Origin of the sequence: Mangrovibacter yixingensis (assembly GCF_020523985.1) — a bacterium.
Lineage (GTDB): Bacteria > Pseudomonadota > Gammaproteobacteria > Enterobacterales > Enterobacteriaceae > Mangrovibacter > Mangrovibacter yixingensis.
The window spans coordinates 1,999,144-2,012,925 of sequence record NZ_JAIVKM010000001.1 but is presented as its reverse complement, the minus strand read 5'-3'; the positions used below and the strand labels follow the sequence as shown (position 1 = coordinate 2,012,925).

Sequence of the window (13,782 nt, the reverse complement as noted above, 5' to 3'; positions counted from 1 at the left end):
TGGCTGTATGTTATTTACCGAGTTGTATCCTAAAAATAATGCGATTTACCAGGTAAGAACCCATGCAAAAGGCCCGGAGGGGGAATTACCACTCACTGCCGATATGCTTATTAACCGCCCAAGCGGCGACATTTTTGGCATGACCATGAATGCCGGTATGGGTTGGGCACCTGAAGAACTGGACCAGGACAGCGTGTTGTTAATCAGCACGTTGGGTGGGCTGCGTGAGCCTCAGGGCAAACCGGTAGCGCTGGCATTGCACCAGGGGCACTACGAGCTGGACATCCAACTCCGGGCCGCAGCACAAGAACTTAAAAGCCAGCATGCCTTGCCTTATGCGGTTTATGTTTCTGACCCGTGCGATGGGCGGACTCAGGGCACAACCGGTATGTTTGATTCACTGCCGTACCGCAATGACGCCTCAATGGTAATGCGCCGGTTAATTCGCTCCCTGCCTAATGCAAAAGCTATTGTTGGGGTTGCTTCCTGTGACAAGGGCTTACCGGCAACCATGATGGCGCTGGCATCACAGCATAATAAAGCCACTGTGCTGGTGCCGGGTGGTGCAACGCTGCCCGCAGTGAATGGCGAAGATAACGGCAAGGTGCAAACAATCGGCACCCGGTTTGCCAATGGTGAACTGACTCTGCAAAGTGCCCGCCGCCTGGGGTGCTCTGCCTGTGCGTCTTCCGGTGGGGGCTGCCAGTTTTTAGGTACCGCAGGCACTTCGCAGGTGGTGGCTGAAGGGTTGGGGCTGGCCTTACCGCATTCGGCGCTGGCACCTTCTGGTGAACCGGTGTGGTCAGAGATTGCCCGTGCTTCTGCCGCGGCAGCGCTGAATTTAATCCGCCTGGGTATCACCACCAAAGATATCCTGACGGATAAAGCAATTGAAAATGCCATGATGGTTCATGCGGCCTTTGGCGGCTCCACGAACTTGCTGTTGCACATTCCCGCGATTGCCCACCAGGCGGGTTGCCGAATTCCGGATGTGGATGACTGGATCCGTATTAACCGCCAGGTGCCGCGGCTGGTGAGCGTGCTACCCAACGGGCCGGTTTATCACCCCACGGTGCGTGCATTTATGGCAGGCGGCGCGCCAGAAGTGATGCTCTATTTGCGCGAGCTGGGGTTACTCCATGAAGATGTCATGACGGTAACCGGCCATACCCTGAAAGAGAACCTTGACTGGTGGGAACACTCAGAGCGGCGCAGTAAATTCAAAGCGCTTCTGCGTGAGCAGGAACAGGTTGAGCCGGACGACGTTATTATGTCGCCAGAGCAGGCACGCCTGCGTGGGTTAACATCCACCATCACATTCCCGGTAGGGAATATTGCGCCAGAAGGTTCCGTGATCAAATCAACCGCCATTGATGCCAGCGTGATTGATGAAAACGGCCTGTATTACCATAAAGGCGCGGTAAAAGTGTATTTGAGTGAAAAAGCCGCAGTTTATGACATCAAACATGAGCAGGTTAAGGCGGGCGATATTCTGGTTATTATTGGTACCGGGCCATCCGGCACGGGCATGGAAGAAACCTACCAGGTAACCAGTGCCCTGAAGCACCTTTCTTATGGAAAACAAGTGTCACTGATAACAGATGCCCGCTTCTCTGGGGTTTCGACAGGTGCCTGTATTGGGCATGTTGGCCCCGAAGCACTGGCTGGTGGGCCTGTAGGCAAACTGCGCACCGGTGATATTGTAGAAATCAAGATTGATTGCCGCAATTTACTGGGTGAAGTGAATTTCCTTGGGGAAAGCGCACAGAAATTGTGTGCTACGCCTGAAGAAGCGGCCAGAGTGCTGAATGCGCGCCCGGCTCACCCTGGGTTAGGGCCAGACCCGGAATTGCCCGATGACACGCGCTTATGGGCTGCATTACAGGCGGTCAGTGGCGGAACATGGCGTGGGTGTGTTTACGACGTTGATAAAATCACCACAGCATTAAAAGAATATATGACTAAATAATAGTGGCCTCTGGCCACAAACATCTTACCTAAAATGTGAGGATATTATGCCACTGTTAATCATAGCAGTAGGTATTGCTGTACTACTATTGCTGACAATTAAAGTTAAATTAAATACGTTTATCTCATTAATACTGGTTTCTATTGGTGTCGCAATAGCCAGCGGTATGGGGTTAAATAAAGTTGTGTCCACTATTGAATCCGGGCTTGGAGGCACCCTGGGGCATATTGGCCTTATTTTTGGCTTTGGTGTAATGCTGGGGCGGTTATTAGCCGATGCCGGTGGTGCGCAGCGTATTGCATTAACCTTATTAAACTATTTTGGTGCCAAAAAGCTCGACTGGGCAGTGGTGTGCTCGGCATTTATTGTGGGTATTGCGTTATTTTTTGAAGTCGGCTTGATTTTGCTGGTGCCAATTCTGTTTGCCATTGCCAGGGAAGCCAAAATTTCACCAATGACCATGTGCGTACCCATGTTGGCAGGGTTATTAATTGCCCATGGTTTTCTGCCGCCACACCCGGGCCCGACAGTGATTGCCCGTGAATACGGGGCAGATGTGGGCAAGGTGCTGATTTATGGCATTGCAGTGGGTGTCCCTACGCTTATATTGTGCGGCCCGTTAATGAACAAAGTGTGCAGGCAACTGATCCCGGATGCGTTCCAGAAAGAAGGCAACCTGGCTTCACTGGGTGCCACACACCACTTCACAGAAGAAGAGATGCCGGGCTTTGGCATTAGCTTCTTCACCGCCATGCTGCCGGTTATTTTAATGGCGGTGGTGACAGTAATTGAAATGATGCACCTCAAGGCTTCAGGCGATGCCGGTATTGTCTACAATATTGTGCTGTTTTTCGGTAACTCGACTATCGCCATGCTGGTTTCTTTACTGGTTGCCATTTACACCATGGGGCTGAGCAGGGGGAAAAATGTCACCCAACTGATGGGCTCTTGTGGCCAGGCGGTTGCGGGTATTGCCGGGTTGTTGCTGATTATTGGCGGCGGCGGGGCATTTAAACAAGTATTGATTGATTCCGGCGTGGGCACTTATATTTCTACTCTGGTTTCAGGGGTGAATATTAACCCTATTATTATGGCCTGGTGTGTGGCGGCATTTCTGCGTATCTGCCTGGGCTCTGCAACCGTTGCGGCTATTTCAACATCCGGCCTGGTCATTCCGTTACTGGCAAGCTACAGCCACACTAACTTAGCGCTAATTACTCTGGCTACCGGTGCAGGTTCATGTATTTGTTCACATGTAAATGATGCCAGCTTCTGGATGATTAAAGACTTTTTCGGCCTGACAACCAAAGAAACATTATTATCCTGGACACTGATGTCTACATTAATGTCGATATCCGGCCTGGTATTTATTTTAATGCTGAATATGGTGCTGTAAGAATATCCACCTGTCAGTAAAGTAGCGTGGTTTATTAGCAAAACAGAATTTGTATATTTCTTGCTTTCTGGCAAGGGGTAAATAGCCATTATCTGGAGAACATCTTATGCATACAATCCCAGAATATGCACGGGCAGCCGTATTAACCGGCCCGCGTGATATTCAAATGCAGTCATTCCCGGTTCCTGAAATTACCGACGATGAAATTTTGGTGAAAGTGGAAGGGTGTGGTATTTGCGGAACCGATGTCCATGAATATAAAAATGACCCTTTTAGTCTTGCTCCTGCAGTGCTTGGCCATGAAGGCACCGGGGAAATTGTAAAACTGGGCAAAAATATCAGTAAGGATTCAGCCGGGCGCAACGTTGCCTGTGGTGACCGGATTGTCACCAGCGTGCTGACTTGTGGTGAATGCGCCCCCTGCACTCAGTTGCCAGGGCGCGGCAATTTGTGTGAACAGCTTGGCCTGTATGGTTTATTGCCAGATGACGACCATTACCGACTGAATGGCTGGTTTGCCGAGTACCTGGTATTACGCCCGCGCAGTACCTTTTTTGTGGTTAATGATATGAGTTTTGCTCAGCGTTTATTGATTGAGCCTGCTGCCGTGGTGGTGCATTCACTGGAGCGCGCTAAATCAACCCAGTTATTGAAGTTTAACAGCCATGTTATTGTGCAGGGATGTGGCCCGATTGGGTTACTGCAAATTGCTGTATTGCGCACTTTTGGTATCGAACACATTATTGCCATGGACGCCAACCCAGCGCGGCTGGAATATGCTAAATCACTCGGCGCTGAACACCTGGTGAATATTGCTGATTACCCGGAACTGGCCCAGTTAACCGCTAAAATTCATGAATTAACCCAGGGTGTGGGCGCTGATTTTGGTTTTCAGTGCACTGGCGTCCCCCAGGCCGCAGCGAATTTGTGGAAGTTTATCCGCCGTGGTGGTGGGCTGTGTGAAGTGGGCTTTTTTGTGAATAATGGCGAGTGCGCCATCAACCCCCATTTCGATATGTGTAATAAAGAGGTGGTTGCCGTTGGGTCATGGGCTTACAGCCTGCAGGACTACCCGGAAACCATGGATTTTATTCGCCGGGCAACGGGTATTGGCCTGCCAATTGAAAAACTGGTTACCCACTGTTTTAAACTGGAGCAACTGGCAGAAGCAATGGAGGTGAATATTCGCCAGGAAGGGATAAAAATCGCCATCGCCTTATAATTCAGTAACTGTATTTACCCACGAAAGCCTGCCTGAGTGCAGGCTTTTTGTTGTGCAACAACACCGGGTAATAACTGCGTCTGATTCCCCGCCTGCCAATTTATAGGGGAGAACCGAAGTTCCGCTTTATGGTATTTTCACCCGGCCTGAAATTCCCGCAAGCAAAAGGAGAGGGTGATGACAGATTACTGGTGGAAGGATCTTCTTGACCAGAAAGAGCGCTGGCAGGGCCTGGAATTAAAGGTTCGTGAAGGAGGCGGCCCTGCGATGGAAATGCTCAGCGGGCATAATGGCCGCATGGCGTTACAAGTTAATAGCGAAACCCTGTTCTGGGCGACCATGCTGAAAGACCACAGCGGTGTCTGGCTGGTATTTAACGCCGAACACCCCGCGCAGAAATTGTTGTTGCCAGCCATTACTTCAGCCGATGTAGAACGCGCTAAACTCGAAGGCGCAAGCCAGTGGCTGAGCGGCTGGTGCCGTTATTTTGCCCGGCAGCTTATGGATGCTCCCACACCGTTGTTGCCGCCTGGCCGCTGGTTGTTGCGCCCAATGGAGGCGGTGAAGCCAGAAGCACCTTATGCGCTCAACCAAACGGTGCCCTTTGAGCAATGGCGGTTCACAACACCTGCCAGCAGCGCCAATATTTCAGTGCCCTGGGCGCTGTACAGCGAAGATTTTCCCAACCTGCAAACCCCGGAAGATGTCCGGTTGGTTGACTGGTGGTGGGGCGGGCATTTGTTGCTGGCGCGCTACCCGGTGGATTTGCACAGTGGCCGCGTGAAATGGTGGCGTAAAAAATGCCAGGAAGGGGCGTTGCCGCCAGTGCTGGTGTGGTTTATTGCTGGCCTGGCTTCATTTGTTATTCTCGATGGTCACGACCGTTTGCAGGCGGCGATTACGGAAGGTATTCAGCCACAATTTTTGGTGCTCAGTGAATTGAGCGAACAGAGTTGGGAGCCGGATGAACAGGCCCGCGAGCGGGTGCTGCGCTCACTGGCTATTCAGCAAGAAAAATGTAAGAAAACCGGTGCCAATATTGATGCCATGAACCAGTCACTGCTCAACCTGTACGATACCCGTTACCTTTATGCATCAACCCACAGTCGCGCCATTCTGGGCGATGGTAAGAATTGGGAACGTGAGTTAACGGCCTATTTGCAGCGGCATCACCTTGAGCAACATCTGGCAGATATTCTTGCTCGTGAAGAGTAATGTGCCACCCTGGGGCGGCACAATGTCAGGCCAGATTACGTGTGAAGTATTACTTATGCGTCCGGGTTGTCATCCTGATCTGGCGTAGCCTGAATAATTTCTATCTGCTGCGCCTGCAATAAATTGTGCAAGGCCGGGCCGGGTAATTCATCAGTAAACAGGGCTGTCACCTGGGTGACATTGCCTATTTCTACAGCGGCAGAGGCATGGTATTTGGTGTGGTCAGCGGCCAACAGAATTTGCCTGGCGTGCGCCATCATACTTTTTACCACGCTGGCCTCATTCACATCGAATTCCAGCAATGCCCCATCGCTTTCAATCGCACCCACGCTGGTCACCAGGTAATCTGCCCGGAAATCAGCCACAAAAGCGCTGGCGGAAGGGCCGATAATACCGCTGTTGTGGGCGCGTAATGTGCCGCCAGGCACCATGACTTCAAAGCGTGGGTTGTTATACAGAATATGCGCGACACGCAAACTGTTGGTGATAATACGCAGGTGGTTGTGGTTTAACAGTGCGCGGGCAACCTGCTCCACCGTAGTACCAATGGTGATAAATATTGTCGAGCCGTCAGGAATATAATCAGCCACCGCTTGCGCGATGGCTTTTTTTTCTTCCGTCCAGGAGACTTCACGTTGCTCGAACGCGGTATTCACCACACTGGATGCTCTGCCCGCACCGCCGTGGTGACGGGTTAGCAGCCCTTGCTCACTGAGTTTACGAATATCGCGACGCACAGTTTGCGTGGAAACATCCAGCAAGCCCGCCAGTTCGTCAATATTCATATAACCCCGTTCATCAATCAGCATCAGCAGCTGATCGTGTCGCGGGTTACCGGTCAGTTCAGTAAGACTCATGAAATGTCCTCGAAAAACCATAGTTCTGTCATTTTATACAGCAAGTGACAAAAAAGAACATGTTTGATCATAATCCGGAATACCCGCGCGTCCTCCAGACCGGGTACATTTCAGTGCGGCCACGCCACTGGCAAAGCGCACCGCCTCTTGTTGAGCCAGCCCGGATGCCAGGCTGAATGCCAGAGCGCCATGAAACACATCGCCAGCACCTGTAGTATCAACCACATCTACCGAAAAACCAGACTGCTTCTGTAACTGATTATCAGCAAGCCATTCGCAGCCCTGCGCTCCGCGGGTGACATAAACATGTCCGTTTGTGATCATTTGTGATTCTTTGAGTGCCTGGTGGGTGTCCGTTATGCCTGTAAGTTTCGCCAGGCCCGGTTCAGAAAATACCGCATGGTCACTCAGCGTGACGAGTTCACTGATATTTTGCGGCGTGGTATCGCCATCCAGAAGTGTCATAACACCGGCCTGGCGTGCCAGAGTGAAAGCGTGTTTAGCGCCTTCATGCCAGCGAACATCTGCCAGCACAAGATCCCACTGAGAAAAATCAATTTCACTAAGCCAGCGAGCATCAGCCAGCAGGTCCGGGCTTGGGTAATTAACAATAATTCGCTCACCCTGTGCATCCACTAATACTGCGGATTGCGAGGACTTTGCTGCGCTGTAACGCCGGGTATAGCGGGTATTGATACCAAAAGACTCAAGCTCAGTGAGCAAGCTTTTCCCGGTGTCGTCATCACCCGTTCGGCCAATAAAATCGACTTGAGCACCGAGCTTTGCCGCCGCTACTGCGGCTGTCGCTGCCGGGCCACCGCCCACTTCGGTGTAGTGCCGCGCTACATATTTACCGCCTTCAGTTGGTAAACCTGCCACGTAATAAATCCGGTCCATCACGGTAATACCTACACAAGCAATGCGAATCATGGTCATTCCTTAGCTGTTTTCAGATACGGACATTTTAATTTCACGAAATGTTTAAAAAGTGACGTCTGTCAATTTTTTGACTAAAGGTTACAAATAAGATCACAAGCAGACAGAAATGACCAATTACGAATGACAGAAAATGACAGAAATGTCTTGGGAGAGTGTTATGGCGGTTATCGGATTTATTGGCCTCGGTCAAATGGGGTCGCCCATGGCGAGCAACTTGTTAAAGCAAGGGCATAAGCTCCATGTGTTTGACGTCAGCCCAGATGCCACTGCGCGCCTGGTGGAAAAGGGTGCACAGGCAGCTACCAGCCCGGCGGCAGCATCTGAAGGGGCTGAATTCGTTATTACCATGCTGCCAAACGGTGACCTGGTGCGCAGCGTGTTGTTTGGTGAACAGGGCGTGTGCCAGAGCCTGTCTCCACAAGCCCTGGTGATTGATATGTCCACCATTCACCCATTGCAAACCGACCAGCTGATTGCTGCCATGAGTAAACAGGGTTTCAGCATGATGGATGTGCCGGTGGGGCGCACTTCAGACCACGCCGTGGCCGGGACTTTACTGCTACTGGCTGGTGGTACATCAGCACAAATTGAACGCGCCAGGCCGGTATTAATGGCCATGGGCAACGAGTTAATTCCCGCAGGCGGCCCAGGAATGGGGATCCGCGTAAAACTTATCAACAATTACATGAGCATAGCCCTGAATGCGCTGTCGGCCGAAGCCGCAGTGTTGTGTGAAGCGCTGGGCCTTTCGTTCGATGTCGCGCTGAAAGTGATGAACGGCACACCAGCGGGCAAAGGCCATTTCACCACCACCTGGCCGAACAAAGTGCTCAAAGGCGATATTTCCCCCGCTTTTATGATTGATCTGGCCCACAAAGATTTAGGTATCGCCCTGGATGTCGCCAACCAGTTGCATGTTCCCATGCCGCTCGGTGCCGCTTCCCGCGAAGTTTATAACCAGGCACGCGCTGCCGGGCGCGGCCGTGAGGACTGGACAGCCCTGCTGGAACAGGTACGTAACAGCGCTGGGCTGGCGATGAAACAGAAAATCTAATGGTTTAAATACAGTAAAGGAAAATGGAATGAAGAGTTTTACCCTCAAAGATATTACTCGCCCTTCAGGCGGTTTTGCCATGCTGGCAGTAGACCAGCGCGAGGCAATGCGCTTAATGTTCGCGGCGGCAGGCGTGCCTTCACCTGTGGAAGACAGCGTACTGACCGATTTCAAAGTGAATGCGGCGAAGATCCTCTCACCTTATGCCTCGGCCATTTTGGTTGACCAGCAATTTTGCTACCGCCAGGTGGTTGAACAGCAGGCGGTTGCCAAAAGCTGCGCCACGATTGTGGCGGCAGATGCCTTTATTCCTGGTAACGGCATTCCGGTCGACAGCGTGGAAATCGACAAATCCGTAAACCCTCAGGCTGTGAAACGCGATGGTGCCAAAGCGTTAAAGCTGCTGGTGCTCTGGCGCAGCGATGAAGACGCGCAACAGCGCCTGGACATGGTTAAAGCATTCAATGAACTGTGCCACAGCAACGGGCTGGTGAGCATTATTGAACCGGTGGTACGCCCGCCGCGTTGTGGCGATAACTTCAACCGTGAGCAGGCCATTATTGATGCCGCCAAAGAGCTTGGTGACAGCGGTGCAGACCTCTACAAAGTTGAAATGCCGCTGTATGGCAAAGGGCCACAGCAGGCACTGCTTGATGCATCACTCCGCCTGAATGAACACATCAATATGCCGTGGGTGATCCTCTCTTCGGGTGTGGACGAAAAATTGTTCCCACGCGCGGTGCGTGTGGCGATGACGGCGGGGGCCTCTGGCTTCCTGGCTGGTCGCGCTGTGTGGTCGTCCGTAATTGGTCTGCCGGATACCGAACTGATGTTGCGGGATATCTCTGTGCCCAAATTGCAACGCTTGGGTGAAATCGTCGATGAAATGATGGCGAAACGCCGCTAAACGAGGATACCGGAATGAAATGGTTTAATACCCTGAGCCACAACCGCTGGCTGGAACAAGAAACAGACCGTATCTTCGATTTTGGCAAAAAATCCGCAGTGCCGACCGGGTTTGGCTGGCTCGGTAACCAGGGGCAAATCAAGGAAGATAAAGGCACACACCTGTGGATCACCGCCCGTATGCTTCATGTTTATTCAGTGGCTGCATCAATGGGTCGGCCGGGAGCTTATGCCCTGGTAGACCATGGTATCAAAGCCATGAACGGTGCGTTGCGTGATAAAAAATACGGTGGCTGGTATGCCTGCGTTAATGACGAAGGTGTTATTGATGCCTCAAAACAGGGGTATCAACACTTTTTTGCCCTACTTGGCGCAGCCAGCGCGGTAACCACTGGCCACCCAGAAGCCCGTGAATTGCTCAACTACACCATCGAAGTGATTGAAAAATACTTCTGGAGTGAAGAAGAGCAAATGTGCCTGGAATCCTGGGACGAAGCCTTCAGTAAAACTGAAGATTACCGCGGCGGTAATGCCAATATGCACGCGGTGGAAGCCTTCCTGATTGTTTACGATGTCACTCACGATAAAAAATGGCTGGACCGCGCTATTCGGGTCGCCTCAGTCATTATTCATGATGTCGCCAGAAATAATGAATACCGTGTTAACGAACACTTCGATGTTAACTGGAAACCCCTGCGCGACTACAACAAAGATAACCCCGCCCACCGCTTCCGCGCCTATGGCGGCACGCCCGGCCACTGGATTGAGTGGGGGCGTCTGATGCTGCACATTCATGCAGCCCTTGAAGCGCGTTTTGAAACCCCTCCCGCCTGGTTACTGGAAGATGCCAAAGGGTTGTTCCATGCCACCATCCGTGATGCATGGGCACCCGATGGCGCAGAAGGTTTTGTTTATTCAGTTGACTGGGATGGTAAGCCCATTGTTCGCGAGAGAGTGCGCTGGCCCATTGTTGAAGCAATGGGCACGGCCTATGCGCTGTATACCCTTACTGGCGACAGCCAGTATGAAACCTGGTACCAGAAATGGTGGGATTACTGCATTACCTACCTGATGGACTACGAGAATGGTTCATGGTGGCAGGAACTGGATACCGACAACAAAGTCACCACAAGGGTATGGGACGGCAAGCAGGATATCTACCACCTGCTGCATTGCCTGGTGATCCCTCGTCTGCCTTTGGCTCCAGGACTGGCACCAGCGGTAGCCGCAGGATTGCTGGACGTTAACGCAAAATAAGCGATGAGGGCAGGGCAATGCATAGCGGTGGTGAAACCATTGTGCTTCAGGCGGGGCACTATCAGGCAAAAATCGTAACGGTTGGTGCGGGGCTGGCTGAACTGACGCATGGCGGGCGTCATGTGGTTATCCCACATAAACCAGAGGAAATGCCACTCGCGCATTTAGGGAAGGTCTTGATTCCCTGGCCAAACCGGGTGGCGCAAGGGCGCTATATCTGGCAAGGAAATGAACTGCACTTGCCAGTAAATGATGTGGTTTCCAATAGCGCTATTCATGGGTTATTGGCATGGCGGAACTGGCAGGTTAGCCATCAATCTTCATCTGAAGTGGTGCTGACTATCTTTCTGCCGCCTTGTTATGGCTTCCCCTTTGCCCTGGTTTCTGAAACCAGGTACCAACTGGATGCAAACCGTGGGTTGCAGGTGACCCTTTGCTCGCAGAATGCAGGGGATACATCTGCACCTTATGGTGCTGGGGCTCATCCCTACATCACCTGCAATCTGCAGAGCATTAATGGCTGTGAACTCACGCTGCCTGCGGGGGTTGTGTCCCTGAGCCGGCCTGGATTTCGTTCACCCGGAAGGCTTAGTGATACCACGATTGATGACACGTTCAGTGTGCCTGCCACCAAAGAACAATGGGAAGTTAGCATGTGCTGCCCATCGCAAAAGATGTCCACTTTTTTACGTAGTGACCAGCCCTGGTTACAGCTTTATACCGGCGAAAAACTGCAACGGCGGGGGCTTGCAGTTGAACCAATGAGTTGCCCACCGAATGCATTTAACACCGGTAACAGCCTGGTTCACCTTGCGCCAGGAGAAGAGCACCGCCTGCATTTTTCTATCGGTTGCGACTAAAACACGGGCTGGTATGACGGAATTACCCTACTTTTCGGAGATTAGAATGAACTTGCCTCAACAACAAAAAATACTGCCGGAGATCACGGCCTCAGAACATGGATTTTCACTTACCTGGCAACGTCGCCTGATTTTATCTCACAGCGCTGATAATCCCTGCCTGTGGGTTGGCGCAGGTGTCGCGGATATTGATATGTTCCGCGGTAATTTCAGTATTAAAGATAAGCTGACGGAAAAAATAGCCCTTACCGACGTGAAGACAGAAGCCACCGCGACAGGCTGGCAGGTTGCTTTCAGCCGCGGCGATACCATCAGCGCTATTTTATCTATTTCCCTTGATGAATCAGGCAGGTTATTACTGAACCTGCATAACGAAGACCAACAACATAACCGTATTTGGCTGCGGCTGGCAGCAAACCCGGAAGACCATATTTATGGTTGCGGCGAACAGTTCTCTTATTTTGACTTACGTGGCAAACCTTTCCCGTTGTGGACCAGTGAACAGGGAGTTGGGCGTAATAAAAACAGCTATGTCACCTGGCAGGCAGATTGCAAAGAAAACGCCGGTGGCGATTATTACTGGACCTTTTTCCCACAGCCAACATTCGTCAGCACCCAGAAGTATTACTGCCATGTGGATAATAGCTGCTACATGAATTTCGATTTCAGTGCACCGGATTACCACGAATTAGCATTGTGGGAAAACCAGGCGACACTGCGTTTTGAATGTGCCGACTCTTATATCTCGTTGCTGGAAAAACTGACTGCGTTACTGGGCCGCCAGCCAGAACTGCCCGACTGGGTGTATGACGGTGTTACGCTGGGTATTCAGGGTGGTACTGATGTGTGCCAACAGAAGCTGGATACCCTGCGCCAGGCAGGCGTGAAGGTGAATGGTATTTGGGCGCAGGACTGGTCCGGTATCCGCATGACCTCCTTTGGTAAACGGGTCATGTGGAACTGGAAATGGGACAGCGACAATTACCCGCAACTGGACAGCCGCATTAAGCAGTGGAAAGAAGAGGGCGTGCAATTCCTTTCTTATATCAACCCTTATGTAGCCAGCGATAAAGACCTGTGTGCTGAAGCGGCGCAAAAGGGCTACCTGGCAAAAGACGCAACGGGTGGCGATTACCTGGTAGAGTTCGGCGAGTTTTATGGTGGTGTTGTCGACCTGACCAACCCGGAGGCTTACGCCTGGTTTAAAGAGGTTATCAAAACCAACATGATTGAACTGGGTTGCAGTGGCTGGATGGCGGATTTTGGCGAATACCTGCCGACAGACACCTTCCTGCACAACGGCGTCAGCGCTGAAATTATGCACAATGCCTGGCCTGCACTGTGGGCCAAATGTAATTACGAAGCACTGCAGGAAACCGGCAAACTCGGTGAGCTGATGTATTTCATGCGTGCCGGGTATACCGGTAGCCAGCGCTATTCCACTATGATGTGGGCCGGTGACCAGAATGTGGACTGGAGCCTGGATGATGGCCTGGCTTCTGTAGTGCCAGCAGCACTCTCTTTGGGGATGACCGGCCACGGCCTGCACCACAGCGATATTGGGGGTTACACCACACTGTTTGACATGAAGCGCAGCAAAGAGTTGCTGTTGCGCTGGTGTGATTTCAGCGCGTTCACGCCGATGATGCGTACCCATGAAGGCAACCGCCCAGGCGATAACTGGCAGTTTGACAGTGACGCCGAAACCATTGCGCATTTTGCGCGCATGACCACCATTTTCACCACACTCAAACCTTACTTACGCCAGGCAGTGGCACAAAACGCGGCCACCGGTTTACCGGTAATGCGCCCGCTGTTCCTGCATTACGAAGATGATGCCCATACCTACACCCTGAAATACCAGTACCTGTTGGGGCGAGATTTGCTGGTGGCACCGGTTTATGAGCAAGGGCGTGATGAGTGGTCACTGTACTTACCAGAAGACAACTGGGTAAACATGTGGACAGGGGAACCCTGCCAGGGCGGTGAAGTGACGGTGACTGCACCACTCGGTAAACCCCCTGTATTCTGGCGGGCACAAAGTGAGTGGGCGCCATTGTTTGCTTCTTTAGGCACTATCTGAGTTGGTTTGCCCGCAGCGTAAGTT

At 51.9% G+C, this 13,782-nt stretch carries 11 protein-coding genes; 9 read left to right on the top strand and 2 right to left on the bottom strand.

All coding sequences use genetic code 11. The annotated features are described in order from the left end of the window. Nucleotides 1-7: 7 nt before the first annotated feature. The 4 genes from LC084_RS09325 (at nt 8) to LC084_RS09310 (ending at nt 5,802) form a co-directional block, all read left to right on the top strand. Nucleotides 8-1,969, top strand: coding sequence for a YjhG/YagF family D-xylonate dehydratase (locus LC084_RS09325; protein WP_226570870.1), 1,962 nt, complete (start codon nt 8-10; stop codon nt 1,967-1,969). A gap of 46 nt (nt 1,970-2,015) precedes the next feature. Continuing rightward, complete coding sequence (locus LC084_RS09320; protein ID WP_226570869.1) at nt 2,016-3,365, top strand: GntP family permease; 1,350 nt, start codon at nt 2,016-2,018, stop codon at nt 3,363-3,365. A gap of 106 nt (nt 3,366-3,471) precedes the next feature. Then, nucleotides 3,472-4,587, top strand: a complete 1,116-nt coding sequence (locus tag LC084_RS09315) for a zinc-dependent alcohol dehydrogenase (RefSeq protein WP_226570868.1) — start codon at nt 3,472-3,474, stop codon at nt 4,585-4,587. 177 nt (nt 4,588-4,764) lie between these two features. Then, nucleotides 4,765-5,802: a hypothetical protein gene (locus tag LC084_RS09310; protein WP_226570867.1), complete on the top strand. Its 1,038-nt coding sequence runs from the start codon at nt 4,765-4,767 to the stop codon at nt 5,800-5,802. Nucleotides 5,803-5,855: 53 nt separating this feature from the next. Here LC084_RS09310 and LC084_RS09305 read toward each other — a convergent pair whose 3' ends face one another. Both LC084_RS09305 and LC084_RS09300 read right to left on the bottom strand, forming a co-directional pair. Beyond that, nucleotides 5,856-6,659, bottom strand: coding sequence for a DeoR/GlpR family DNA-binding transcription regulator (locus tag LC084_RS09305; protein ID WP_226570866.1), 804 nt, complete (start codon nt 6,657-6,659; stop codon nt 5,856-5,858). Nucleotides 6,660-6,692: 33 nt separating this feature from the next. Further along, the gene (locus LC084_RS09300) at nt 6,693-7,589 is read right to left on the bottom strand and encodes a sugar kinase (protein ID WP_226570865.1); all 897 of its coding nucleotides are present in this window, start codon (nt 7,587-7,589) and stop codon (nt 6,693-6,695) included. A 166-nt stretch (nt 7,590-7,755) separates the two neighbouring features. On the opposite strand from LC084_RS09300, the gene yihU reads away from it, so the two are divergent. The 5 genes from yihU to LC084_RS09275 are packed head-to-tail and all read left to right on the top strand — an operon-like array spanning nt 7,756 to nt 13,758. Beyond that, nucleotides 7,756-8,652 carry a sulfolactaldehyde 3-reductase gene (yihU, locus tag LC084_RS09295; protein ID WP_226571193.1) on the top strand — a complete coding sequence of 299 codons (897 nt, stop codon included), beginning with the start codon at nt 7,756-7,758 and terminating at the stop codon, nt 8,650-8,652. A 28-nt stretch (nt 8,653-8,680) separates the two neighbouring features. Beyond that, entirely contained in the window at nt 8,681-9,559 is an 879-nt protein-coding gene (yihT, locus tag LC084_RS09290) for a sulfofructosephosphate aldolase (RefSeq protein ID WP_226570864.1), read from the top strand. Between the two features lie 14 nt (nt 9,560-9,573). Then, complete coding sequence (yihS, locus tag LC084_RS09285; protein ID WP_226570863.1) at nt 9,574-10,815, top strand: sulfoquinovose isomerase; 1,242 nt, start codon at nt 9,574-9,576, stop codon at nt 10,813-10,815. A gap of 17 nt (nt 10,816-10,832) precedes the next feature. Then, nucleotides 10,833-11,675 carry an aldose-1-epimerase gene (locus LC084_RS09280; RefSeq protein ID WP_226570862.1) on the top strand — a complete coding sequence of 281 codons (843 nt, stop codon included), beginning with the start codon at nt 10,833-10,835 and terminating at the stop codon, nt 11,673-11,675. A gap of 46 nt (nt 11,676-11,721) precedes the next feature. Further along, nucleotides 11,722-13,758, top strand: a complete 2,037-nt coding sequence (locus tag LC084_RS09275) for an alpha-glucosidase (protein ID WP_226570861.1) — start codon at nt 11,722-11,724, stop codon at nt 13,756-13,758. Nucleotides 13,759-13,782: the final 24 nt, after the last annotated feature.

Coding starts and splice junctions, on each gene's coding strand:
- LC084_RS09325 (WP_226570870.1), top strand. CDS start 8: ATGTTATTTACCGAGTTGTATCCTAAAAATAATGCGATTTACCAGGTA.
- LC084_RS09320 (WP_226570869.1), top strand. CDS start 2,016: ATGCCACTGTTAATCATAGCAGTAGGTATTGCTGTACTACTATTGCTG.
- LC084_RS09315 (WP_226570868.1), top strand. CDS start 3,472: ATGCATACAATCCCAGAATATGCACGGGCAGCCGTATTAACCGGCCCG.
- LC084_RS09310 (WP_226570867.1), top strand. CDS start 4,765: ATGACAGATTACTGGTGGAAGGATCTTCTTGACCAGAAAGAGCGCTGG.
- LC084_RS09305 (WP_226570866.1), bottom strand. CDS start 6,659: ATGAGTCTTACTGAACTGACCGGTAACCCGCGACACGATCAGCTGCTG.
- LC084_RS09300 (WP_226570865.1), bottom strand. CDS start 7,589: ATGATTCGCATTGCTTGTGTAGGTATTACCGTGATGGACCGGATTTAT.
- yihU (WP_226571193.1), top strand. CDS start 7,756: ATGGCGGTTATCGGATTTATTGGCCTCGGTCAAATGGGGTCGCCCATG.
- yihT (WP_226570864.1), top strand. CDS start 8,681: ATGAAGAGTTTTACCCTCAAAGATATTACTCGCCCTTCAGGCGGTTTT.
- yihS (WP_226570863.1), top strand. CDS start 9,574: ATGAAATGGTTTAATACCCTGAGCCACAACCGCTGGCTGGAACAAGAA.
- LC084_RS09280 (WP_226570862.1), top strand. CDS start 10,833: ATGCATAGCGGTGGTGAAACCATTGTGCTTCAGGCGGGGCACTATCAG.
- LC084_RS09275 (WP_226570861.1), top strand. CDS start 11,722: ATGAACTTGCCTCAACAACAAAAAATACTGCCGGAGATCACGGCCTCA.